24 protein-coding genes are annotated in these 25046 nt (G+C 41.7%); 17 read left to right on the top strand and 7 right to left on the bottom strand.

Annotated features, from left to right (window positions below):
- Positions 1 to 43 precede the first annotated feature (43 nt).
- From nadE to G626_RS0110380, 3 genes are read left to right on the top strand one after another with little or no spacing between them, the layout of a single operon-like run.
- Complete coding sequence (gene nadE, locus G626_RS0110390; protein ID WP_022932722.1) at positions 44 to 793, top strand: NAD(+) synthase; 750 nt, start codon at positions 44 to 46, stop codon at positions 791 to 793.
- A 52-nt stretch (positions 794 to 845) separates the two neighbouring features.
- Positions 846 to 2114 carry a lipid II:glycine glycyltransferase FemX gene (locus G626_RS0110385; RefSeq protein WP_022932721.1) on the top strand — a complete coding sequence of 423 codons (1269 nt, stop codon included), beginning with the start codon at positions 846 to 848 and terminating at the stop codon, positions 2112 to 2114.
- Positions 2114 to 2986 carry a DUF5718 family protein gene (locus G626_RS0110380; RefSeq protein WP_022932720.1) on the top strand — a complete coding sequence of 291 codons (873 nt, stop codon included), beginning with the start codon at positions 2114 to 2116 and terminating at the stop codon, positions 2984 to 2986. Before G626_RS0110385 ends, G626_RS0110380 begins: the two co-directional genes overlap by 1 nt.
- An 18-nt stretch (positions 2987 to 3004) precedes the next feature.
- On the opposite strand, the gene G626_RS0110375 is transcribed toward G626_RS0110380, so the two are convergent.
- Complete coding sequence (locus tag G626_RS0110375) at positions 3005 to 4126, bottom strand: alkaline phosphatase family protein (RefSeq protein WP_022932719.1); 1122 nt, start codon at positions 4124 to 4126, stop codon at positions 3005 to 3007.
- A gap of 11 nt (positions 4127 to 4137) precedes the next feature.
- Complete coding sequence (locus G626_RS17555; RefSeq protein ID WP_022932718.1) at positions 4138 to 4959, bottom strand: class I SAM-dependent methyltransferase; 822 nt, start codon at positions 4957 to 4959, stop codon at positions 4138 to 4140.
- A 357-nt stretch (positions 4960 to 5316) separates the two neighbouring features.
- Here G626_RS17555 and G626_RS0110365 point away from each other — a divergent pair, with 357 nt between their 5' ends.
- A complete protein-coding gene (locus G626_RS0110365; RefSeq protein ID WP_022932717.1) occupies positions 5317 to 5913 on the top strand; it encodes a helix-turn-helix domain-containing protein in 597 nt (198 codons plus the stop codon).
- Positions 5914 to 5915: 2 nt separating this feature from the next.
- Here G626_RS0110365 and G626_RS0110360 read toward each other — a convergent pair whose 3' ends face one another.
- The 4 genes from G626_RS0110360 to G626_RS0110345 all read right to left on the bottom strand — a co-directional run bounded on the left by G626_RS0110360 (position 5916) and on the right by G626_RS0110345 (position 10777).
- Entirely contained in the window at positions 5916 to 7133 is a 1218-nt protein-coding gene (locus tag G626_RS0110360) for an ATP-grasp domain-containing protein (protein ID WP_027727115.1), read from the bottom strand.
- A gap of 146 nt (positions 7134 to 7279) precedes the next feature.
- Positions 7280 to 8734 (bottom strand): hypothetical protein, encoded by a 1455-nt coding sequence (locus tag G626_RS0110355; RefSeq protein WP_022932715.1) that lies wholly within the window; start codon positions 8732 to 8734, stop codon positions 7280 to 7282.
- On the bottom strand, positions 8718 to 9803 hold the full coding sequence (locus G626_RS0110350) for a DUF58 domain-containing protein (RefSeq protein ID WP_022932714.1): 1086 nt from the start codon (positions 9801 to 9803) through the stop codon (positions 8718 to 8720). The genes G626_RS0110355 and G626_RS0110350 overlap by 17 nt, the downstream gene beginning before the upstream one ends.
- Positions 9804 to 9823: 20 nt before the next feature.
- Positions 9824 to 10777, bottom strand: coding sequence for an AAA family ATPase (locus tag G626_RS0110345; RefSeq protein ID WP_022932713.1), 954 nt, complete (start codon positions 10775 to 10777; stop codon positions 9824 to 9826).
- A gap of 237 nt (positions 10778 to 11014) precedes the next feature.
- On the opposite strand from G626_RS0110345, the gene G626_RS0110340 reads away from it, so the two are divergent.
- The 6 genes from G626_RS0110340 (at position 11015) to G626_RS0110315 (ending at position 17518) form a co-directional block, all read left to right on the top strand.
- On the top strand, positions 11015 to 11239 hold the full coding sequence (locus tag G626_RS0110340; RefSeq protein WP_022932712.1) for a hypothetical protein: 225 nt from the start codon (positions 11015 to 11017) through the stop codon (positions 11237 to 11239).
- Positions 11239 to 12585: an MATE family efflux transporter gene (locus G626_RS0110335; protein ID WP_022932711.1), complete on the top strand. Its 1347-nt coding sequence runs from the start codon at positions 11239 to 11241 to the stop codon at positions 12583 to 12585. The genes G626_RS0110340 and G626_RS0110335 overlap by 1 nt, the downstream gene beginning before the upstream one ends.
- 35 nt (positions 12586 to 12620) lie before the next feature.
- The gene (locus tag G626_RS0110330; protein WP_022932710.1) at positions 12621 to 13547 is read left to right on the top strand and encodes a ribonuclease Z; all 927 of its coding nucleotides are present in this window, start codon (positions 12621 to 12623) and stop codon (positions 13545 to 13547) included.
- 89 nt (positions 13548 to 13636) lie between these two features.
- Positions 13637 to 14380 carry an ABC transporter ATP-binding protein gene (locus G626_RS0110325; protein WP_022932709.1) on the top strand — a complete coding sequence of 248 codons (744 nt, stop codon included), beginning with the start codon at positions 13637 to 13639 and terminating at the stop codon, positions 14378 to 14380.
- Positions 14377 to 16620, top strand: coding sequence for a GldG family protein (locus G626_RS0110320; RefSeq protein ID WP_022932708.1), 2244 nt, complete (start codon positions 14377 to 14379; stop codon positions 16618 to 16620). The genes G626_RS0110325 and G626_RS0110320 overlap by 4 nt, the downstream gene beginning before the upstream one ends.
- Positions 16621 to 16687: 67 nt before the next feature.
- On the top strand, positions 16688 to 17518 hold the full coding sequence (locus tag G626_RS0110315; RefSeq protein WP_196800482.1) for a DUF4340 domain-containing protein: 831 nt from the start codon (positions 16688 to 16690) through the stop codon (positions 17516 to 17518).
- Here the strand turns inward: G626_RS0110315 and G626_RS0110310 are convergent.
- Positions 17488 to 18201: a CPBP family intramembrane glutamic endopeptidase gene (locus G626_RS0110310; protein ID WP_081647528.1), complete on the bottom strand. Its 714-nt coding sequence runs from the start codon at positions 18199 to 18201 to the stop codon at positions 17488 to 17490. The two genes, G626_RS0110315 and G626_RS0110310, sit on opposite strands and share 31 nt — an antisense overlap.
- 40 nt (positions 18202 to 18241) lie before the next feature.
- Between G626_RS0110310 and G626_RS0110305 the strand changes: the two genes are divergently transcribed.
- Genes G626_RS0110305 through G626_RS0110275 form a run of 7 tightly spaced genes read left to right on the top strand, consistent with a single transcriptional unit; the run spans position 18242 to position 25038 of the window.
- The gene (locus tag G626_RS0110305) at positions 18242 to 19522 is read left to right on the top strand and encodes a flagellar brake protein (RefSeq protein ID WP_022932705.1); all 1281 of its coding nucleotides are present in this window, start codon (positions 18242 to 18244) and stop codon (positions 19520 to 19522) included.
- A gap of 21 nt (positions 19523 to 19543) precedes the next feature.
- On the top strand, positions 19544 to 20716 hold the full coding sequence (locus G626_RS0110300) for a hypothetical protein (RefSeq protein ID WP_022932704.1): 1173 nt from the start codon (positions 19544 to 19546) through the stop codon (positions 20714 to 20716).
- Complete coding sequence (locus G626_RS17550) at positions 20707 to 21957, top strand: ComEC/Rec2 family competence protein (RefSeq protein ID WP_022932703.1); 1251 nt, start codon at positions 20707 to 20709, stop codon at positions 21955 to 21957. The genes G626_RS0110300 and G626_RS17550 overlap by 10 nt, the downstream gene beginning before the upstream one ends.
- Positions 21958 to 21972: 15 nt before the next feature.
- Positions 21973 to 22833, top strand: coding sequence for a 16S rRNA (adenine(1518)-N(6)/adenine(1519)-N(6))-dimethyltransferase RsmA (rsmA, locus tag G626_RS0110290; protein WP_022932702.1), 861 nt, complete (start codon positions 21973 to 21975; stop codon positions 22831 to 22833).
- Positions 22830 to 23549, top strand: a complete 720-nt coding sequence (locus G626_RS0110285; RefSeq protein ID WP_022932701.1) for a YggS family pyridoxal phosphate-dependent enzyme — start codon at positions 22830 to 22832, stop codon at positions 23547 to 23549. Before rsmA ends, G626_RS0110285 begins: the two co-directional genes overlap by 4 nt.
- The gene (locus tag G626_RS16235) at positions 23546 to 24055 is read left to right on the top strand and encodes a hypothetical protein (RefSeq protein WP_022932700.1); all 510 of its coding nucleotides are present in this window, start codon (positions 23546 to 23548) and stop codon (positions 24053 to 24055) included. Before G626_RS0110285 ends, G626_RS16235 begins: the two co-directional genes overlap by 4 nt.
- Positions 24055 to 25038, top strand: a complete 984-nt coding sequence (locus tag G626_RS0110275; protein ID WP_022932699.1) for an RluA family pseudouridine synthase — start codon at positions 24055 to 24057, stop codon at positions 25036 to 25038. Before G626_RS16235 ends, G626_RS0110275 begins: the two co-directional genes overlap by 1 nt.
- Positions 25039 to 25046 lie beyond the last annotated feature (8 nt).

The raw sequence follows: 25046 nt of genomic DNA, 5'->3' as shown, positions 1-25046 counted from the left end.
TTGAGTAGGCGAAGCCGTATCGAAACCACCGCAGAGGACAAATATGAGCATTAAAGACGAAGCAATTGCATGGGTACGCGACTATTTTGAAAAGAACGGCAATTCTCAAACCAAGGCCGTAATCGGAATCTCGGGTGGTAAGGACTCATCTACAGTTGCCGCTCTCTGTTGCGCCGCCCTTGGCAAAGACCGCGTTATCGGCGTGATGATGCCAAACGGCGTTCAGTCTGATATTGAAGATTCTAAAAAGCTCTGTGCTCACCTTGGAATCAAAAATTACACTGTAAACATTGCCGACGCCTATAACGGACTTACCCGCGCTATAAAAGATTCTGTCGGAGCTGATGAAGTTCCTCCTCAGTATAAAACAAACACCCCGGCACGCCTCCGCATGGCAACTCTCTACGGAATTGCGGCCCTGGAAGGAAATGCCCGTGTTTCAAATAACGGAAACCTGAGTGAACGCCTTGCAGGCTACTTTACCTTGTGGGGAGACGGAGCAGGAGACTTTGCAGCCCTTGCAAATCTTTATGTTGATGAAGTAGTGGAGCTTGGAAAATCGCTTGGCCTCCCAGCAGAGCTTTGTGATAAGGCTCCAAGCGACGGTATGTCAGGTAAGACTGATGAAGACAATCTTGGCTTTACTTATGCTGATTTGCGTGCAGTAGCAGAAAGCAAAACAGATGGCATGGACACTGCAAAAGTTGAAACTATCAAAAAAAGAATTGACGGAATGGCTTTTAAGAAGAAGCTGTTGAATCTTCCATGCTTCCTGCCGTCGATAAGAAAATAAATACAAATGTGTCATTCCCCGGCTTGACCGGGGAATCTAATATAAGGAACTTATGTTTAATATTCAAATCCGCAAAATAGAAAAATCTTCTCACGAAAACGACGGAACTTTTTTACAGACTCCCTTCTGGTGCGAGTTCAAAGCCCGCCACGGATGGACTTACCGCCGTTTTGAAATTGAGTATAACTTGCCGCCCTTGAATGCAGAAGAAGGGTGTGATAAATCGAAATCTGCGGTGGTTTCGACAGGCTCAACCACCGTATGTAGTGAAGTCGCAGTTCTCAACCGTAGCTTTGCAAAAGGAATATTTTCAATTGCATATATTCCTCTGTTTCCAAAACTGCCTTATGAGTGCACACCGGAAGAATTACTGGATAAGGCTTTTGATGATGAAGGGGATGCATCAGCTCTCGCAGGTCAGGAAATCATAACCCCTGAAACTCAGACAATCGAGTTCGCACACTTTTTAAGCGAGCTTGCAACAGCCCTCAAACCAGAGCTTCCATCAAATACAATCGCAATCCGCTTTGACCCGGATGTAAGCTTCAGCACACCAGAAGATCGCGACCTCTTTAATTACGGAATGAAAATGGTGTCTTATGCGGACCGTCTTAAACTCCGTAAGAACTCGGTAGACATCCAGCCCCCGGACAGCACTCTTGTAGACCTCACAGATACAGAAGAAGAAATCCTTGATAAGATGCATTCTAAGTGGCGCTATAATATCCGCCTTAGCGAAAGAAAGGGCGTTACCATTCACCGTTACCTAGGAAATGATATTAACTTGTCTGAAAAAATAGACAAGTTTTATGAGCTTACAAAGATTACAAATGCCCGCGACGGAAATGCAAGCCACGCAAAGGCATATTATGCGGATCTCATAAAATCCTCTGCAGAGAAAATCAGCAAGGGCCGCGATGTTCCTGTAATCAGTCTTTATATTGCAGAACACGAAGGTGAGGAAATTGCTTCAATCATGACACTTTTCAGCCATGACGAAGCAATCTATCTTTACGGAGCCAGCAGCAATAACAAGCGCAACCTTATGCCAAATCATCTTTTGCAATGGACAGCCATAAAGGATGCTAAGGCATACGGCAGTAAGTATTATGATATGTACGGAATGCCTCCGGAAGGCAAGGATGAAAATCATCCTATGCACGGCCTTTATATGTTCAAGGCAAACTTCGGCGGAAAGAATATCCATCGCACAGGAAGCTGGGACATTCCGCTCAAGGCAATTTACCGCCCATACAGCGCCGCAGAAAAACTCCGTGCCTTCTGGCATAAAAAAGTAATCAAGAAGTTGAAGGGTAGATAATGAACTTTTACGACACAAATGATATTCCATGCTTCGGTGTGGCTGGAAATTTTACAGGACACCTGGAGCAGGCAGGAGAAGCTTCTGACTTTAAAAACGTTAAGACGCTCGAGCAAAACGCCCCAAAGGCCATTTTTCCAACCTTTTTACCCAAAAAAGAGGCAAATTCGGCCTCAGACGCTTCAGTAATTCCGGATTTTCTTACAATCTTCCCCTTTGACCCTAAACGCATAATTTTCCCAAAGGGCGAAGAAAAACTTCAGATAGAGCCGGAATGTGCAATCATTTTTGATGCAAGCTGGCAAGGCGACCAGTTAGTAAAACTCAGGCCTGTAAGCTTTGGCGCCTCAAACGACTGCTCAATCAGAAAACAGGGCGCAAAGAAAATCAGCGAAAAGAAAAACTGGGGTGCTTGCACAAAAGGCTTTTCAGAAAATCAGATAGCCTTCGACTCAGAAAGTTTTACAGAAAAGAGCAATCTCAACGACTACCGCATTGCGAGCTTCCTTATCCGTAATGGTGAAGTTCACGACTACGGCGAAAACTCCGCAGTCCGCGACTACAGCTACATCTACAAAAAACTGACTGACTGGATGCTGGACAAATTCAACCACCAGCTCAACGAAGGTCCCGCAGAAGACATTCACAGCTACCTTGTAGCCGCAGGCCGCCCGTCACGCATACTAGTTTCAATCGGAGCAACACGCTACACAGCCTGGGGCGAATCAAACTTCCTTCAGAACGGCGACAAGGCTGTAGTAGTAGTTTACCCTGAATCAAAGTACAAGCCGGAAGAAATCAAAAAAATGGCAGAAAAAGGCGACTTTTCAGACCGCTCAATTTCTGCCTTAGTTCAGACTGTAGAAATGTAAATCGCTGACGTCACTGCGCTAAGGATACACAATCAGAGGAATCTCCATTTCATCCGGAGTAAGGCTTCCGTGCAGCGACACAAACTTTTGTCCATTTGCATAAATTGAAAGGTCACTGGTAGCAATCGCAATATAATCTCCCAGCATCGAGCGGAAAGTTTTATGATGTTTACCAGTCCCCATCAGATTTTTTGCAATCACTTCTTCAACCGGCATCAGAATGAATTTTTCACCAAAGAGGCGATTGAATTCCTTTTCGAAAAACTCCTTTTTACCATCTTTAATAAAGAGATTTAAAACACGAGGCTCAAGTGAAGGCTTACGAACAAGGCAATCAAAAAGCTTCGGGTAATCCTGAATATAAACATAATTTGTATCGATGTGTCCATGGTCTGCGGTTACGACGATAAGACTATCTTCAAGTTCTGCTGCGAGCTCCGCAACATCTTTCTCAAGAGTAACAATACACTCATGCGCCTCTTTAGACCCGCAGCCATAGGTGTGCAAAAGTCCGTCCGGCTGATTCCAGTAAGCGTAAATGTATCTTGGGCTATCCGATACGCCAGTTCCCTCAGCTTCCAATCTACATATATTTTTTATATGTTGGCAAATCTTATCAAAGCTGTCGATTTCAGAATCAAGAAAGGGAGCAAGGAGATAAGCTTCTTTTCCAGCTTTTTTGATTTTTTCGGTTACATTCTCGTATGGAGTCAAAGTCCAGGCAACATTGTAATCTGCAGCAGGCTTTTCTGTTCCCTGAATCTTATTGAGAAAAACAGTTACGTTTTCACCTACCTGAGGATAATAACAGTCCCAGCCAAGCCAGGCATGCTGGCAAGGCTGTAAGCCTGACATAACAGAAGTTGTCGCCGCAACCGTAGTTGAAAGAAAAGTAGAAGAATAGATTCCCGCAAGATGAGTCCTGAAACTTCCCTCAGCTTTAAGATGCCGCTCAAGAATTGCTTTTCCCATTCCGTCCAGAAGGATTACAACTATGTTCTTGTAATCCTTTTGAAGATATTTATCCAGAAGAGGAAGGGTATCTCCATTGGTCGTCAGCCCCAATTTTTTCAAAATTGAGTTAGGTAGGTTTGCAATACAGTTTTTATAATCCGGTAATACGATTTTATGTTTTTCCATGTTCAGTCCTTTTATTTTTTTCTTAAAATCCAGATCAGATTACTCTGATTTTTTGCGGCGCTCATAGGATCATTCAAATCTTCCTTGTCGCCCTTGTAGCCCCGGTAGATATCCACAACTTCAAAGCCGCAGAGCTCTGCAAGAAGAAAGATTTCCCAGCGGTAAGTCTGACGCATTTTGAGTGGGCGAATCCGCTCTCCAATCACTTTGCCGTCTTCATCATAAGTTTCAAACTTCCAGTTGCCGCTCATAATCTGTGTCCAGGGATTATAGGAAATCGCATTGTAGATTTTTTCGCGCTGCCCCTGGCTATTTACATATTCCAGACGGAAAGAGTAATCATCCGGCTTTGTATTCATCTGCTGAGCCTGTACGGCCGGCCAGGGGTCAAAAGTATTAAGTGTAAGAATGCCGCCAGGAACAAGATGCCGACCAAGATTTTTCAAAGCCGCAATCTGAGACTTCTGGTCCGGCAAATGCATAAAACCGCTTCTTGCAATTATGACAAGTGAATATTTTCTGCCCGTATCAAAATCAGTCATGTTACCAGGAAAGATTCTCAAGTCCAGATTTTTAGCTGCAGCCTTTTCTGAACAGACACGGCACATTTCCTCAGACAAATCAGTGCCGTCAGCAATTACACCATGCTCAGCAAGATAGAGCAGAACCGCGCCGGTACCACAAGCCACATCAATCACACCATTTTTGCCATACTTTTTTGCAAGCTCCAGATAAAAATTCTGAAAGCCTTCATGAGCGTCAAAATCTCTGTACATAACCTCAAGATACCTGTCGTAGTTTTCAGCTACATCCTTAAAATCGTGTAAGTCCATATAAAACCTCCTTTTGCATTTTGCTGCGGGCCCTGCGAGCAAAAAAAAGCCACTTACCCGAAGGCAAGTGGCCGATTATCCAGATTAAAAAATGTTCAATCTATCGAACTATCGCACTTTGTACCCCGGGCATACGCTAATCTCGCCATCATCATTTGTGGTGGTTGTGGTAAGAGAACGTGTATCCTGAGTCATAAAATTGAACATCATAAAGCCAACATACAGAAAAAGTTTAATTACGTCAAGTCTATTAATTTCTTTCTGTTCCACGAAGCGTAGGTTGTATCCAAGACTTTGCTGTGCTAATCTAAAATCACAATTTAATCTGTTGGCCGGCAGTTTTTTAAGGAGATTTTTATGGACAACTATGTAACAGGAGCGGTAATTAAAAGACTCCGCGAAAACAAGAAGATGACTCAGGAAGAACTTGCCCAGAAGATTTTTGTAACAAGCAAGGCCGTGAGTAAATGGGAAACAGGAAAAGGATTTCCGGATGTGGGACTGCTTGAAGCTCTTGGAAAGGCACTGGATGTTTCTGTGATTGAACTTCTTTCCGGCGAGGATATTACAAATCTGAATAAAGCCTGCAATATGGCAAAGGGAAAATTTTATGTCTGCCCGGTTTGCGGAAATGTGATTCAGACTACCGGCGAGGCTGTAATTTCCTGCTGTGGAATTACCTTGCCGCCACTGGAAGCCGAAAGCCCGGACGAGGAACATTCTCTGAAAGTCAAGATTGTCGAAGACGAATATTTTGTGACTCTCAATCATCCGATGACAAAGGAACATTATATTTCCTTTATTGCGGCTATTTCTGATCAGGGAGTGCAGCTGGTAAAACTTTACCCGGAAGGTAATGCAGAAGCACGCTTCAAAATCAACCGGGTACGCAAGCTTTACGCCTACTGCAACCGCCACGGGATTTTTGAAGCGGATAGAAAGGCTTTGCGTTAAACCTAACTAATGCAAAAGTCTTCTGATTCAATAATCTTCATAGCCTGAAGAATAATTGCATCGCCGGGAAAGAGTTCTTCGAACCTGGCGACTGCATTCTGTAGAATTGATTTTTCATCTGCAGCAATTATACACTCGCAGAATCCTTTTTCACGTTCCTGTTTTGCAGCAAGGTCGTTAGTTTGATTTAAGAGTTTGACACCTTCAAGTAGCAGGATTTCTTCCATTTGTTTTTCTGACATCAAAGGAAGCTTGAGGCTTAAAACAAAAGGTTTGAATCCTGCGGTGATTTCGACAGGCTCAATCACCGCCTTATACATCATCTCAAAAACAGAAAGCCCGCATGCAGCCGCATAGGTATAAGTCATTCCGCTAAGGCGTGGGTTTATTTCAATAATGTGCCATTTACCATCATCATCTAAAATCAAATCAACCTGAGCAGCCCCGCAAAGCCCAAGCCCATGGGCAAGCTTCAACATCATCTCCCGCAAAACCTCAGGTAGTTCACAAGGCCCGTATTTCACACTCTGTTTAGGACTGGTAATTCCATACTGATTTACACTGAATTCAAAAGGCGGCAGCACAGTGTAAGCCCCAGGCGCACCGTAAATCTCCAAACCGAACTGACGGCCCTTTATAAACTCTTCTATCAATCTGTTTGAATTATTTCTTTTAGAATTAAGATAACCTGCAACCTCGCCGTAGGTATGGGCAACCGTCATTCCATAAGAACTCAAGCCTGTTGTATCTTTTATGATAACAGGTAACTGCAGCCTCCGAATCTGAGCCAGCACACTTTCCTTATAAACATTGCGTAATACTTCTTTATTGCTTCCTGCGCAAAAATATAAATCATGATCGCAGAAAACTCCCGCCGCCACTTCAAAGCCCAGCCGCGCCAGCTGGTTATGGGTCCGCCATTTATCAAAGCAGATCAGCGCAGTCTGTACCGGATGACAGATTGTCCGAACCCCGGCAGCCTTCAATTTTTCACCCACAAGTGCATCACTAACAGGCAGCCAGTCGTAGGGCTCAATCCAGAAGGTCATGGCAATTGCAAGATCTGGCTTTAGTTCTAAAAGAGCATCGGTAAAAGTCTGACTGTCAGTCTCTAGTGGAAGATATCGGATATTGGAGTGCAAAGATGCCACCCCGTGTGAGCCTGAAGTTTTTGAGTTTTCTTCTGAAGCCCCCTGTGAGTTCTCAAATTGCTCAGGCATAAACATACCCGGCTTTTGCGTCAGACAGAAAAACTCATACTCGGGATGAGCTGCACAAAAATCCCCAAAAGACACCTCATTCCGCGGCATCACAGAAATCTTGAAAGTATTCTCATCAAAAACATTTGAATTAGTAGAGTAAAAAACTATTCGCATTGCAAAACCTTTTTAATTGATTCAATAAAAAGCTTTTCTTCTTCCGCCGTAAGAACTTCTTTATCATACAGTGCTTTTTCAAAAAGCTGTCCTGCATTTGAGGCAGCTTCTTTATTATCTTCAGTTTGAAAATATTGTTCAATGAGCTTTGTATATTCCGCCGGTGCCAGGTTTGCACGGTAATGGATTTTATGAGTCTCTCCCCAGTCAATAAGACGCATAAACTGCTTTGTGAGACGGTCAATTTCAGCAGTCTTTTCCTTACTGCGTTTTGCCTTTTTCAAAAAGTCCAGCATTGAATCCTGAAAGCTTTTTGCCTGAACCGTAGAGTAGGCCTGGCTGGAATCATCCTTTGAAAAAATAAATCTGAAAAAGCTTTTAATATCAGACCAGACATCCCGCAGGAATCTGATTAGTTTTCCTTCGCTCCAGAATACTCTCCAGTGTCTGGTAAAAAAAGGCTTTATGAAAAAGTAGAGAACCGCGCCGGCAATAGCCACAATTGCAGCATATTTAATGAATTCAAAAATTATTTCAAGAATAAGATTTGGTCTTACTTCTGGTCCAAAATCATCTCCCATATTTAATTCCGGAAGCGGAATATAACCAAAATCATCTTCGTGAACAGGCATATTATCATTCAACTGTTCGTCATATTCACTCAAAAAATAATTGATTTTGATAAGAGCCTTATTTGATGAAAGCAGAGCCGCAAATACAGAAGCAAGCAGTATAATCAAAAATACAGAACGTAAAATCTTCTTTTTGTCCGCGATGTAATTCTTAAAGCCAAGGAAGGCATAAAAAACATCATTCTTAAATAAGCCTAAAGTATAATAACAAAGCATAATACTCAGGTAAAATACAATAACCAGCATAGTAATAATCTGGTTAAAATAACCTTGAGAAAGCTTTCCAAAAACAAGAATTATAAACATTACAACAGAAAGTCCGAATAAAACTGCCTGCTGGCCTTTTGTTTTTTCTGTCAAATCGATTGCGACGAGGTTATTATGAAAAAGATAAGTTTCCAGTTCTTTCCCTTCAAAGCCTTCGCATTCATATATAAACCTGTCATGATAAATAAACATGTCATTAATTCCAACGCCGATAAAATATTCAACTAAAAGAGCCGGAATCAATATATAAGGAGCATAACCTTCGCCCAAAAGTGCCGCAAGCACAAGAACTGCAATCTCATAAAAAACTATGAAAACAACATGCATTGCGGACTTTATTTTTTCAATGGCAAAAATCTGAAGTACAAGAGAAAATATCAGGCCCGAAGCACCAAGAACAATGTAGACAAATAAATCAACAAAAACTTTATCAACTTCGTAATTATTAAGCACTGTAGAAAAGATTCCGGCTGCAGCCAGCATAAGAGAAGAGGAAGTTGTAAAAACTAAAATCCGTTCAAAGATTCTCTCAAAGTTTCCCTGCATAATTCTTCATTATTCCTACATTCTGAGTATTAATATCCTGCTTATTGGCTTCTACCTTTGCAAAATACTTATCAACTTCTTCAGGACCTATTTCAAAAAAGAGGGTTCCATGTGGCAGCTGATTTTTAAAACGGGTTCTTGGGTTATAATTTATCTTACCTTGTGCACTTTTTATGACAGATAATATATCCAGAATTGAATCTGCCTGATTTTGATGTGGCGGAAGGTATGGAAAACCTTCGGCATAAGCCGCAAATCCACAGCGCTGTCTGAGGAAACGAGACTTTTCAACAATATTTGCCGCTATTTCGATGGCTTTTTCCATATGAAAGGTTCGGGTGTGCAGGTCGTAATCCTCCAGAGCAAGATTCAAAAAGACAAAAAAGGGTGCGTCAAAAGAAGCTTCATATTGATTTGTAAAAAGAGCATCAAACTTAGCGCTTGCCCGCCAGTTAATCCGCTTCTGTTCGTCGCCATTCATATACTCACGGATAGAACGGCGCATGGTGATATCTTCGTAGCAGGGGTTATTGATTTTGATGTTGCCCTGAGGAAAGCCCGGAACAGCCTCAGTAATCAGCTTTATTCGGGCAGGACGCACAGTGATTTCCAGGGGAGCAGGAACTTCCATATCAATTAAAAAAAGTCCAAGCGGGTCACTAGTCCTGAAACGCACAGGTCCTGCATGAAAAAGCCCCCTGTCACGCGAAGTTACCTCGTAAGTAATTTTTTTGATTTCATGAGGCCTGAGCCTGGTAATTCCCCTGTTACCATCATTAAAAATCTGAAAATAGGGCACTTCATCAAAAAAATAGCAGACATGAGCTGTAAGAGGCGAAAAGTTTTTGATTGTAAACGATATTTCTGAGTGCTCTTTACAGGCAAGTTTAAGTTTTTGTGTATTTCTTTCAACCTTAATACTGTTTTTAAGTATCAGGGCATAGAAAAAAGAAATCAAAAAGACAAAAAGTATTCCAAGGCATATAAACTGCAGCAATTTATACGGACTTACCAGAAAAAAGATGAGGCTTATTGCAGTTGAAACATATACCAGGGACGAAACTTTCATAAATAACTGTCGCCCTGTAATTAAAGGTGGGCCTTAAAAGCCGGGAGCGGAACCTGTTCAATTAAATCTTTGATTATAGATTCTGCGTTGTAGCCTTTTAATAATGAATCACTTGTAAGTATAATTCGCTTTCTGAAAACAGGCAGGGCAAGCAGTTTTACATCTTCTGGAGTGATAAAAGTTCGTCCCTGAACAGCGGCATAAGCCTGGCAGACCTTGTAGAGTGCAATAGAACCGCGAGGAGAAATACCGGCTGCAATTCTAAGATCGTTGCGGGATGCACGGGAAAGAGCAATCAGATAGGCAAGAACAGCTTCATCTACATGGATTTCTACAGCTTCCTTCATGGCGTCCAGAATATCATCTTTTTCAACAACCGCTTTTACCTTTTCTACCGGATGAACAAGTGAACGCTGGGCAGTAATGATTTCTGCTTCCTGAACTTCATTTGGATAGCCCATAGAAAGAGTCATCATAAAGCGGTCTTTTTGAGCTTCCGGCAGAGGGAAGGTTCCTTCTGATTCCACAGGGTTTTCCGTAGCAAGCACAAAGAAAGGCTTTTCCAGTTCGTGGCGGCTACCGTCCACACTGACCTGACCTTCGGCCATACATTCAAGCAGGGCAGACTGGGTGCGGGGAGTTGCACGGTTAAGCTCATCTACAAGAACAATACTTGCCATCACAGGGCCGGCCCGGAATTCAAAGACCTTGGCATCCGGCAGCCAGACAGAAGATCCCGTAACATCCGAAGGCATAAGATCCGGTGTACACTGAATACGGCTGAAGGCAAGACCGGAAGCCTTTGCAACTGCTTTTGCGAGAACTGTTTTACCTGTACCCGGAACATCTTCCAAAAGAACGTGACCGCCCGCAAAAAGGCAGGCAAGCACCATATCTACAACGTCAGTATTCCCTTTGAAAACCTGACAAACTTCGTTTTTGATTTTATCTGCTGTTTCTTGTATTTTTGTCATAATCAAAGTATAGCATATTAAATATCAGTTGTCATTGAAAATGGATTGCTTCGCTGCGCTCGCAATGACGGTATTGTCACGTCATTGCGAGGAGCGTAGCGACGTGGCAATCCGAATGGTCAAGGCACGCTATCGCTTAAAGCCTTGACTCATTCGTTTTGCGACTTGATTTGGTATTATCAAGCCGCAATCCATTTTATATTGCGACTCATTAGAATTTTCAATAAAATACACTCAATGACTAAAGATGATTTCCTGTTTCTTGTAGAAACCGAGACTATTCACGACTTTCTCTATAAGGGTAAAACCTATACCATAACTTATGACAAAAGCCCGGATGGACGTAAATGGATTGTCTTTGGCGACATTGCAGACAAGCAGAAATATGACTCAGTAGGCGAGTTTCTCAACAAAGCAAAAATTGAAAATCATTTCTTTAAGGACATGCTGGATATCTTTTAATGACCCGTTCAAATCAAATAAACATGACCGAGGGGCCTATTTTTTCAAAGCTCCTCAAATTTTCAATTCCTCTTATTCTTTCGAGTGTACTGCAGCTGCTTTTTAATGCGGCTGATGTTGTCGTAGTCGGCCGCTTTGCCGGAGACAATTCACTGGCTGCCGTAGGCTCAACAGGCTCTCTTGTAAATCTTTTGATTAATCTTTTTATGGGCCTTTCTGTCGGAACTAACGTAGTTGCCGCAAACTATTTTGGAGCTAAAAAATTTCAGGAGCTCCAGGATACAGTTCATACGGCAATTCTGGTTTCGGTTTACAGCGGCCTTATTCTTACGGTTGTAGGTGTCCTGGGTGCAAAGCCGATTCTCACATTCATGCAGTCCCCGGCAGAGGTTTTGAACCTGGCAGCTCTTTATCTTCGCATTTACTTTGGCGGAATTACAGCCACAATGGTTTATAATTTTGGTTCCGCCTTGCTCCGCGCAAAAGGCGACACCCGTCGTCCACTTTACATTTTGCTTGCCGCCGGAATCATCAATCTGATTTTGAATCTGATTTTCGTAATCTGCTTTAAGATGGATGTAGCAGGAGTAGGGCTTGCAACAGTTATTTCTCAGGTCATTTCCGCAGTTGCCGTTCTAATCATTTTGATTAGAGAAAAGGATGATTTTAAGCTGAATCTTAGAAAACTTCACATAAACCGCATGATTTTCACAAAAATCGTAAAAATCGGCCTTCCAGCGGGCTTTCAGGGAATCATGTTCAGCTTTTCAAACGTAATCATTCAGAGCTCAGTAAACGGCTTTGGCGCCACCTTAATTGCCGGAAACGCCGCCGCAGTAAACCTTGAATCTTTTATCTATACCGCAATGAACGGCTTTTCCCAGGGCAGTCTTACCTTCTGTTCCCAGAACATGGGAGCCGGCCGCACCGACCGAATTAAAAAAATAGTCTGGATTTCACAAGGCTGCATAATCGTAATTGGCGGAATTCTCGGAGCAATCTTCCTTTACTTTGGAGACGAGCTTTTAGGAATCTTCTCTCCAAATCCTGAAGTTATAAAAGCGGGTATGGGCCGCCTCTGGATAATTTTTACAACCTATTACCTCTGCGGCATGATGGACGGAATGGCAAACTCCATCCGCGGAATCGGCCACTCACTTATGCCTGTAATTTCTTCACTAATCGGTGCCTGCATCTTCCGCATCATCTGGCTCTTTACAATTTTCCTGATTCCACAGTTCCACACACCGGCAACAATCTTCCTGTCATACCCAATCAGCTGGATACTGACCTTTGCGGCAAATGTGGTATTTTATAATAAGTATATGAGGAAAATTTCAAACTAGTTTTATTTTTCCACGATTTCTGCTATTATACCCTCATGAACATGGAAGCTTTTATTCTGGGTTGCGGGGGAATGCAGCCTTTACCATATAGACATTTGACATCTGTTTTGCTGCGACGCGAGGGTGACCTTTTTCTTTTTGATGGCGGCGAGGGCACACAGGTTAGCCTTAAGAGGCTGAATCTCAAATGGAAAAAAATCGACGCAATTTTTGTTTCTCATACACACGCAGATCACGTAACCGGGCTTCCGGGCATTCTTATGCTTTCCAGCCAGGTAGACAGAACTGAGCCTCTTTACATTTACGGTCCACCGAAAATCAAGGAATACATCGAAACCAGCCGCAAAGTGCTCGACATGTATATAAACTATCCGATTGTCGTAAAGGAAATCACCGCGCCTTGCATCGTTCATTCCGGAAAGGATTTTTACATCCGCGCCTTTCCGCTGGATCACACTAAGGTTTGCGTAGGTTATACTCTTGAGGAAGCAGACCGCCCAGGTGAGTTTCATCCGGATAAGGCGCGAGAGCTTGGTGTTCCCTGCGGACCTCTCTGGTCTGATTTGCAGAAGGGCTTTGAAGTAACAACCCCGGACGGCAAGGTTGTTAAGCCTGAAGATGTTATGGGCGAAAAACGCAGCGGACGAAAGTTTTCTTTTGTAACCGATACGCTTTTTAAGCCTTCTATTATTGATGAAGTTCGCGGTTCTGACCTTTTGATTTGCGAGGGAATGTTTGAAAAAGAACTCGAAGATCAGGCAAAAGAAAAAAAGCACATGACAGCCGTTCAGGCCGCAACAATTGCCCGCGATGCAAACGTTCGCCGTATGTGCATGATTCACTACAGCCCTCGCTACACCGACAAAGAGCTGCAGAAGCTTTTAGACGAGGCAAGGGAAGTGTGGCCAAAGGCCGAGCTTTCCAAGGACAGAATGCATATAGAGATTCCGTTCGTTGATTAACGGGTGAAAGGTGTCATTCCGAACTTGTTTCGGAATCTTTTACAATAGATGCTGAAACAAGTTCAGCATGACATGCTTATTGAGCTTTTATGATTGAATTAAGTAATTTTTCAAAATCTTACACCTCAAAATCTGCCCCGGCCGCAGCCGACGTATCTCTCACAATCTCAGACGGCTCCATCACCGGGCTGCTCGGCCCAAACGGATCCGGCAAAACAACAATCATGAAGGCTATCTGCGGTTTCCATTTTCCGACCTCAGGCAGTATTACAATCAGCCTGCCGGATGGCAACTCTTTTACAACAGACGAAAATCCCGAACTCTGCATGAAATATATCGGCTACGTGCCGGAAATCCCGCTGCTTCCAAAGGATATGAGGGTTCTTGATTTTCTGCGTTATGCGGCAGATACTCACGGAATCTCAAAAGAGAAAAGAGAAGAAGCCTGCGAACTTGTAATCAAAGAATGCTCAATAGAAAAACTGCTTTCTAAAAAAATCAAAACTCTTTCAAAAGGTCAGCAGCAGCGTGTAAGCTTTGCTCAGGCAATCATACATAATCCACCTAATCTGATTCTGGATGAGCCTGTAAGCGGGCTTGACCCGGCACAGATTTTGCAGATGCGAGATTTAATCAAAAAGCTTTCAAAAACAAAGGCAGTGTTAATGTCTACTCATATTCTGCAGGAAGTTCGCTCACTTTGCGATTCGCTTTATATTATGAGCAATGGAAAGATTACTGCCAGCGGTAGTGAAGAGGAGATTACAAAGCAGGCTGGAAGTAAGTCTCTGGAAGAGGCATTTATAAAATTGACACAAGGAGTTTCTGAATGAAAAATTTTCTCATTCATAATCTGAAAAACAGTCTCAGAACTCCTTCCTTTATTATCATTTCCATTCTTTATGAAGTCTTCGTCGCCATAAACTTTTTTATTCGCCAGCAGTTTTTTACCGGAAGTGGCACAACAGACCTCATTCTTTTTTTCTCTGCAGTTCCATATATCTGCATAATCAATATTCCGGCTCTTTGTTATAAGCAGAACTTTAGTATATATGATGATTTTATTCCGCTTTCGAGTCTCAAGCGGGAAACAGCAGTTTTCCTTACAAGACTGATTTTATACTGCATTCAGATAATCCTTCTTCTGCCTGCTATTCTTCTGGTAAATCTTTTTGGAACAACAGATGGCGGACAGATTTTTTCAAGCCTTATCTGCCTGCTTTTTTATGGAGCGGCAGTTATCTCACTTTGCGGCTTTATTCAGAATGCAATTTCAAACAAGGTTTCAAGCCTGATAATCAGCGCCCTTATACTTGGCATTTTCAACAGTGCCCATCTTTTTGCAGTCTACGTGAATCTCCCGGACTTTCTTACCAGCCTTGCCAGGAGCTTGAGTTTTGCCTGGCATTTTGATGCGGCTGGAAAAGGCATTTTAGATACACGGGACCTTCTCTGGCTGGCAGGTTCAGCAGCCTTCTTCCTCTTTTTGAGCGATACTCTTATTCAGATAAAAAAGGGCAGAAGGTTAAACAAGAATCTGAAACTGCGCCATATTCTTCTTCCTGTAATCAGTCTGCTAATTATGCTGAACGGAAGCCGCTGGTATACCCGCTTAGATTTTTCAAAAAACAAAACATATTCAATCTCAAAATATACAAAAGCTCTGATCAGCCGGATTGAAAGCCCTGTAAAAATAACTTACTACCGTTCGTCAGCCATTGCAAAGCTTTATCCTCAGATTCGGGATGTAGCAGATTTCCTTACAGAGTATGTTGACCAGAGCCGCAAAATCAGCCTTATTATTAAAGACCCGGATAAAGACGCCGGCGTACGTACAATGCTCGAAAATTACGGAATTGCAAGCCAGCAGCTACGCACTGTTTCAGGCACAAGCACAGAGTTCCTCACGGTTTATTCTGCAATCGTAATTGAACAGGAAGGAAACACAGAAACAATTCCTTTTACCATGGCGGCAAATACTCTCGAATACGACCTTGATGGTCGCCTGCACCATCTGCTTTCAGGACAGGCACGCACTGTAAATATCATTGTTGGAAATGGCCTCAGTCTTGCAGATGACTACAGCTACGTAATTCCCTGGCTGCAGTCCCAGGGCTTTATCTGTAATCCTCTTTATACTGAGGATCCGGCCTTTGCAGAAGAACTCGATAATTCACAGGGACCGCTTCTGGTCCTGGGTGACAGCGAAATCAATATTGAACAGGCTATTGCCATTGAAGCATATATTTTAAGCGGGCGGGGTGGTTCTCTTCTTGCTATCAGCCCTTATACAACAGACATTGAAAACTCCTGGTACATTACAGCAGCTCCCCATACAAACCTTATTGAAATGGCAGAGAACTGGGACATCAGATTCCTGCCTCAAATTACAGGCGATCTTTCCTGCGCCCGAATTACAATGTATGCAGATGATAATAATGAAACTCAGCTTTTAAATTATCCTCTCTGGCCAAGCCTTATGGCCCAGCAGAATGCTCCTCTGGGAATGACACTTTTCTGGGCAAGCCCTCTGGAAATCAATTCTGATGATTCCAAGCCTTTTACAATAACTCCATATTTACTGACTTCTCCAGCCGCCTATTCAATAGACGAAGATAAGGCTAGTCCAGAAAAGCTTTTTGAAACAAATCCGTTTCTCTTGAGCCAGCAGCAGGGTAAAAAGACCAGCTCTGAATATTCAACAAAAATTATCGGTGCAGAAATCAGGGGCTCTCTCCCAGGTCTGTACAATGCAGCCTCTTCTGAATACTCACACATAATCGTTATTCCAGACCAGTATTTTGTAAGCACCCTTATGAACGGCTATATAGGTGGTGATACAGGAGATTACCGCAACTTTGAGTTCCTTACAAATGCACTCTTAAAACTTAATGGAGAAGAAGAGCTGGCTGCCTTGCAGAGCCGGGCAAGCCGTGACACAAGCCTTTATAAGGTTACAGATGTACTCCAGTTCAATACATTACGTCTGGTTACCTTTATTATACTATTTGTAATTTTACCGCTTTTACTCATCGCTATAGGGGTAATTTTGAATGTTAAACGCGAAAAATAGCTCAAATTTCACTAAAAATACTAAAATACTCATCGGACTTACAGCATTTTTAAGCCTCCTGTATCTGATGTCATTTACAAAAAGCTGTACTTCAAAAGACAGTCGGGAAAGGTTAAAAACTTCACTTGTAAATCCTAAATACAAAGATTCAATTACAAGCTTTGAATTAGAAGATTCAGCAGGCACACTTACGATAAATAATAATGGACAATTCTGGACAGCAGGAAGTCTTCCCGCATCGCCAGAGCGTATTCAAAATCTTCTTGAAGACCTGACAACAATTCGTAACTTGTATAAAATTTCAGACAAAATAAGCCAAAAATCAACCTTTGGCCTTACAAACGGCACAGAATTCCATCTGAGGTATAACACAGAAGATTCTTTTCACGAGCTGATTTTTGGTAATCAGGATTTTTCTCTTTCATCCAGATATCTTATGACAGAGAAAAATACACAGGTTTACGAAATAGATAATACACTTGATAAATATCTTTCAACATCTCTACAAAGCTGGGCAGAGCCTTTTATCATCTCCCAGGTTGTTCTCGGGAAAATTAAAGCAGATGACATTCAGCGTACACAAGTCATAAACCATGAAGAAAATCATATCAGTTCTATATCAGACCCGCAGAAGCTTTTAGATTTGAGACACGGGGGCTATCCGGATTTTACCCCTGATGAACTAAATGAAGTTACATCAGAAAAGCCTCAGATCACAATCAATCTGGAGTTAGGAAATAAAAACGAAATTGAAATTCAGCTCTATAAATCAAAAAATGAAAATGACTTTATTGTTCTGACAGAATACAAAAGCCAAAAAGACACAAGACCAGTTTTCACATCAGCATCAAAAATCAGCAGCTGGACTTATAACAAAATCAAAGAAAATACATTGTAAATAAAATGAGCAGTAAAGCCCGGCCATATCTTACCGGTTTTTTTATAGCAGAGCCTGAGAAAAATATGGGCATAAGCCGCATTAATTACCGAAAGCCAGCCCAGATACAGATGAGCAAAAGAAAAGCACAGGAGACCAAGAAGCTCGCAAAGCAGGCCCAGCCACTTACCACTTTTATCCTTAAATCCAGAAGCGGGCAGATGATCAAGCAGATGCTTTAATTCATCAGTAAAGTAAAAACGATATAAAACCTCTTCATAAAAGGCGGCACATACAAAATTCAAAAGGCAAAAAAGCCACTGCAAGGCTCCCTGGGGATGATTAAAAGACACACCATCAGAAACAAGCCCAAAGGCAAGGCCAAAGTACTGGATAAAAAGAGAACCTGAAAAAAGCATCCCAAAAGTAAAAATCACGGGGAAAACTTTTAGTTTAGACCATAAAGCAAACATCCCTTGAGCAGACTCTTTTACATCATTTTTTTCGACACTCCGAAAATCATAATAAAAAAATAAAAGAGCAAATGAAAGAAGTGCAAGAACAAGAGGACGCCATGGAAAAGACCAGTCTGCAAAAAGTGAACTTCCGTCAAGAGGCACAGAAGAAAAGAAAGGAGGTACTATAAATAAGAAAATAATAAGCAAAAATACTGCTAAATCCGATAATAAAGTATGCTTTTTCATTCTAAATGTGTTATAATATTATAAACAAAAAGAGGGAATCTTGTACACAGTTACTTTTATAATCATTATATTAGTTATTCTTGCTGTAATGGGTGCTGTCTATACAGCCTTTAAGCCCAGAATAAATTTCTTTATAACAGGGCTTGATTCAGGCTTTTCATTTGCAGAAATTTCCCTTTTATGGACAGCCGCAGAACTATGCAGTCTTGAACAGCCGACAGCTCTCTTTTATTCTCTTCCGGCCCTTACAAAATGCATGACTCAAATTTCAAACATGACAAGCGCAGACAGCTCAGATAAAAATCAGCTTATCATGACAAAGCTTTTTAACTACCGCACAAAAATTCAGAATGAAGCAGATGATAAAAAGGGCATGACAACCACCCATTCTCTGGATAAGGGCCAGACTCTCCGAATCATTTTACCGGGTAAGGGAGTTTTTACTTCGGAAATTGTCGGTAACGGAAACTTTCTTGTAATTAATGTACCGCGCCAGAAAAATCTTATTCCATATTCAGGAGAAGACTGGGTAGGAAAAGTAATAAGTGTATACCTTTGGAAAAAGGGTGATGCCCGCTACGTTTTTGATACCACAGTAACTCAAAGCGGACTTTTCCTTGGAAAGTCTTCTTTGTTCCTTAAGCATTCTTCAAACCTTGTAAGAACTCAGAAAAGAAAATCAGTTCGCGTAAAATGCGAAATTTATGGAATGCTTTATATTATTAAAAAAGATAAAATTGATGTAAATGCAATTGAAACCCAGAACGGTTTCCGTTGTTTAATTGAAGACATCTCTGAATCTGGAGCACTTATCCGGATTGGAGGCAAGGGTGTTCAAAATGTAAAGCTTAAGCTTCAGTTTAATATTCATAACAAGTTGATTCTTATGGTTGGAGTAGTAAGAACAGTTGAATACAATGAGGAAAAGAACCAGTCACTCTTACATTTTGAATGTACACATATTGAAACACCAATGCGAAATGAGGTGCTTAAATTTGTTTATAATATGATGCCTGAAAATGAGAAGGAAGTTCTTGAAGCACTTGAGCAGACAGAAGATGATGAAAAGGCAGAAGAGGCTGTAACAGATGCAAATGGAGAGGCTGCTAAAGAAGCTGACGGAAATAATTCAGAATCTGCAGGGACTGATAAAAGTGAAAAATCAGAAGGAGATGCAATTGCACAGGATATTTCCGCTGCAAACGGCAAAGATAATGCTGCAACAGAATCTCCAGCCGCATCTTCTGAAAATACTTCAGGAAAAATTACAGATTCAAATGATAACATACCAAACAAAGCAGATGAAATAAATGTTTTTTAAGGACTTAATGAGGTAATGATTATGAAGAAAACACTTAACCTTATTTTTGTATTTTCAATGGCATTTCTGGCCTTTTCTCAAACAAGTAAAATCAAATTCATAAAGGGAAATTTAGCTGATAAAACTGCTGCCGTACGTGAAGCTGAAAATTCAGATTCTCAGTGGATCTCTGAACAGGCAGTTGCTTTTTGTCTCGAAAATAAAGAAGCCCTTGGAAATGACCGTGAACTGGATGGACTTGCAGTAGCCGCAATTCTTTCTTATTCTCCAGAAAACGTAAGAAAATTTAGTGATTCACAAAAGCAAAAACTGACGGAAAATCTTATTGCTTTATTTACTCAATTCAATAAGAGCAGCACAGTTCAAATTGCAGTTATTTCGAAAGCACTTGCCTTAAAGGACACAATTTCAAACGCACCTTTTACAGCCTTATTAAACAGCTACCTTAAAACCCAGGATGTAAAAGCAACAGATAGTGGAGTATTCAAGGCCAGCGTGAGTGCCCTTGAAGCAATTGGTAATGAAGAATCATTTACAATTTTATATGGATTTTTAAATGATAATTCCTATTCTTCTTATAAAAAAGAAATTGAAGCAACCACAATAGCACTTATTCCGAATGCAATGAATGAAGTAATTACTCTTATAAAAGGTGCTGATTTTAAGAAAATTTCTTCCATTTTTGCTTTAATGCAAAAAAATTCACAAATTTCGAAAAAAAATCTCTGTGAAATTGCCGAAAACATGCTAAGTGAGTCTATATTATTAGTAGACAATTCTACAGGCATTTCTGCAGAGAATATTAAGTTTCAGATTGATGTACTTTCTATTCTGAGTGAAAACAACTGGACCCGGGCATCAGCTGTTGCTCTTTCATACTTTGATCTTTCAAAAAAGCTGTATGAAAAAAAGGCCATGAACGAAGAGCAGTTTAAGACTGTAATCATCGCACTCAGAAACATTGCGCCACTTGATGCTGTAGCTCCGCTTATAAGTGTCCTGGAAGAATTGAACGACCGCACAGAAAAAGGAAGCAGAGTGTCTTCCGAAATTACGCTGGCCGTAATCAATACTTTAGGTGCTATCGGCGACAAAGCTGCCTTTGACTCACTGCTTGCTGTGACTTATCTTAACTACGAGGAATCGGTTCTGACTGCTGCCCGAGATGCACTGTCAGGACTCAGATGGCAGTAAAAGATTTTTTAAAACCAGTTTTTCTTTCAAGCTTAATCTGCATTTTCGTATTTTATTCAGGATTTTTTACAATCCCTGATAGAACAAGACCGCATAGTCTTTTAAATCCGCAGGATATTACCACTATTTCCGGCAAGCTGATTTCATCTCCTGCAAGAACAGGCAATGGCTCCTACTACACAGCCACTTTTTCACTCGATTCTGCTGCCGATACCCGCAACGTAAACTCAACTGCAAAGGGCAGGGTTAAAGTAATGATTCCCTCAGGTCTTGCAGAAGCCTATTCACCGGGTAAACTCTATTCATCTTCTAAACAAAATGCCTTCCTCTATGAATCGGGCGGTCACTGTACCTTCAAGGGCCGCCTTTCCCAAAGCGGCTTTTACGTCCGCGAATGCAGCGCGGCCTGGTGGCCTCCAACGTGCCGGGGCCGCCTCGCACACCTGCGCGCTCTATGCCGCTTACACTTCAAAAGACTTATGTACAGCTGGGGCAGTGGAGGCGGCCTCCTCCTGGCGCTTCTCTGCGGGGCCCGCGAATACACAGAGGCCGCCACCCAGGACTCTTTCCGCCGCGCCGGCCTCTCACACATCTTAGCACTTTCCGGCATGCATCTTTCAATGTTTTCCGCAATTGCAATGTTTTTTGGCAAAAGAGCCGGAATCAAAAAGCTCACTTTTATCCTCCGCATAGTTACATTGTTTGCTTTTGTATGGTTTGCAGGTTTTTCGCCGTCATTGACCCGAGCCTTTATCTGTGCCATGCTTATGATAGCCGCTGCCATAGCGGGGGCCCGTAAGCCAGACATGCTTTCTATTCTGGGCTTTTCATTTTTACTGCAAAGCGCAATCTGCCCTCAGGACATACACAGCGTAGCTTTTATTCTTTCTTACGGAGCACTTGCAGGCATTTTGCTTACCAGCCGCTTTTTCAATATATTTTATTCAAAGTTTTCACCGAGAATGATTGCTTCTTCGCTTTCTGCGGCCACAGGAGCCCAGACAGTAACAGCACCAATTTCCCTCAAAATCTTCGGGTCTTTCAGCCCTATTGGAATTGTTTCTTCTACCATAGTTTCTCCGTTTGTGACGGTATTTATCTACAGCGGCTTATTTCTGATTCTCCTCAGCCTTATATTTCCATTCCTGGCCAAACCTAGTGGAATTTTTATCAATTTGCAGTATACTGTAATTACTTACATCGTGAGTTTTTTCTCACTTGTACCAAACTGGCATTTATAAATTATGGAGTCAAAATTGAAGCATCCAGACTATAATTCTCCTGCAGAACTCAAACAGGTATTAGACGCAAAAGGCTTTTCAATGCAGAAAAAATTCGGTCAGAACTTTCTCATTAACGAAGATGCCCGCCGCCGTCTTGTAGATGCTCTTGAACTTACAGAAGGCATGAAGGTTTGGGAAGTAGGTCCCGGTCTTGGTGCCATGACAAACACAATTCTGGAGCGCGGTGCAGATCTTACTGTTTTTGAAATTGACCGCGGCTTTGCCTCTTTAATCAGTGAGTTTTTTGAAGACTATAATAAAAAGGGCAGTTTCCGGATTATAGAAGGCGATGTAATGAAAACCTGGAAAGGTCACTTTAAAGAAGCAGGCCAGCCAGACCGTTTCTTCGGAAATCTCCCTTATAACATTGCCGCAACCATAATTGCAGACACAATCGAAAACAACGTTCGCTTTGATAAATGCGTCTTTACAGTTCAAAAAGAAGTTGCCCAGCGTATGTGCGCAAAGCCAGGTACTTCAGACTATTCTTCTTTTTCGGCTCTCTGTCAGTGGGCTTATGATGTTAAGCCTCTGCTTGATTTAGCCGGTGGAAACTTCTGGCCAAAGCCAAATGTAGATTCACGAGCTGTTGTATTTACAAAGAAAGCTGATTTCCCATGCTGTAAAAATCCTGCTACCTTTGTAAAAGTACAGAGAGCTTTATTCAGTTCCCGCCGTAAAACTGTACGTAATAATCTTTCACAGTATCTTAAAAACAACGACCTTGCCGTTGCCTGTCTCGAAAAGGCAGGAATTGATATTATGAAAAGGGCAGAAGTTCTTACCTTACCAGAACTCCTGAAACTTTCTGATGTAATTGAGGATTCAAAATGAGCGTAGACATCAGTATAAAAAATAACCTTGAAAGAATAAAAAGCAGAATTGCTGCAGCTGAAAAAAAATCTGGCCGCCCACAGGGCTCTGTTAAACTAATGGCCGTTAGTAAGTTTCATCCGGCTGAGGCTGTAAGCCAGGCTTTCGAAGCAGGTCAGTTACTCTTTGGTGAAAACCGTGTCCAGGAAGCTTCAGAAAAGTTTCCGCCGCTTATCGCAGAAGCTCCAGAAATTGAAGTTCACATGATTGGTCAGCTGCAATCAAATAAAGTAAAGAAGGCTGTTACTTTTGCTTCCTGCATTCAGTCTGTAGACCGCCTTGAGCTTCTTCAGGAAATTGAAAAACAGTGTTCAAAACTTAACCGCAGTATAAAAGTTTTATTTGAATATCATACGGGCGAAGATTCAAAGTCCGGGTATACATCAGAAGTCGAACTTATAAAATCTCTTGAAGAGTGTGCAGAAGGTTCTTTTCCTCACATAATTCCCTGCGGCTTTATGACAATGGCACCTTTTACAAATGACGAAAAATTAATCCGCAAATCATTTATAACATTACGAGAGCTTTCCGAAAAACTTAAGCCACAATTCCCAGACCTTCCTCTTACAGAACTTTCAATGGGCATGTCCGGAGATTTTGAAATAGCAATTGAAGAGGGCTCAAGTCTTGTTCGTGTTGGAACTGCAATTTTTGGAGAGAGGGATTACACAAAATGAAAAAAAGAATCATTGCAAAAATCCTTCTGCTTTCTTTATTCATAAACTTTTCTTTACCGGCATTTTCAGAGGACACTAGTCCAAAGCCTTACGATGATGATGAATTTCCTCAGACATTAAAAGATATCCGCCGCTTTGAAATAATTACAATCGGTGCTTTACCTTTTGTAACTCTTGATACAACACTTGCTTATTCAACTTACAGATACGCAAAAAATGATTTTGATTCTGCCTATAAGCCTGACATTTTTTCATCTTCCTCATTTACCCAGGATGAACAGAAAGGAATAATTCTTACATCTGTAGGAATCTGTATTGGAATCGGTATCACAGATCTGATAGTGCAGCTTGTAAAGCGTTCTTCTAAAAAAAGACGTCCTCAGATTAATTATGATGATATTGCCGTAATTCCGATTTCAGAAGATCAGGATGCAAGTCAAATTCGATTACCGGAAGAAGAAGGATCTGATTCAAACAGTACTGAAGTTCAGGAGATTGAAGAATAATGCCTTTTTTCAGTGCAAAGGTTCCTGCTGATTTTCCTGACCAGCAGCGCCTCGACAAGTTTATTGCATCTCTCCCAAACGGAATGAACCGTTCAAAGCTTAAAAGCGGCGTAAATGAAATTCTTGTAAACGGAAAAAAGGTAAAGCTTTCTCAAAAAGTGAAGGCCGGAGATCAGATAGACATTCAATGGGAAGACAATATTCCTGATAACATAGATCCGGAAAACATTCCTCTCGATATAATTTATGAGGATGACAATGTTACAGTTGTAAACAAGCAGCAGGGAATGGTAACACATCCTGCATGCGGAAACTGGACAGGAACTCTCGTAAATGCTCTTTTGTATCACTGGGGCAGACAGTCAGTGGAACAGATAAAAGATGGAAGTGCTGCAGAAATTCTTGAGAGACGGAGACCTGGTATTGTTCACCGCCTGGATAAAGAAACCTCGGGCATTATTATCACTGCAAAAAACCGTGATGCTGAAGAATTCTTACAAAAACAGTTTAAAGATAAGTCCCTGCAGAAAGAATATATCTGTATCTGCTGCGGAAAACCAAAGCAGCGTACAGGTGATATTAGAACTCAGATAATCCGCGACCCTAAAAACCGCCATCGTTTTAAGGCCGTAACCGATACCGACGATGGTAAGTTTGCCCGTACACTTTATCACTGCATTGCAACTTACGGAAACTATTCGCTGATTCGTGTACGCCTTAAAACCGGCCGAACACATCAGATTCGTGTGCACATGAAATATCTTGGCTGCCCTATTCTTGGAGACCAGACTTACAACAAGCCTGATTCAAATTTTCCTGATGCCAGTCTGATGCTTCATTCCGTTCAGTTGAAAATAAAACTCCCTGGAGCCGGAGATTACAAAACCTTCCGTACCCGTGTACCAGGCCGTTTCCAGAAAATTGAAAAAAAACTACGTGCAAAATTTACACGCGAAATACCGCCTCAGATTCAGGTAAAGTAATCGTCATT

The organism is Treponema bryantii NK4A124 (assembly GCF_000421345.1).
Lineage (GTDB): Bacteria > Spirochaetota > Spirochaetia > Treponematales > Treponemataceae > Treponema_D > Treponema_D bryantii_B.
This window is presented reverse-complemented; position numbering and strand designations above follow the sequence as displayed.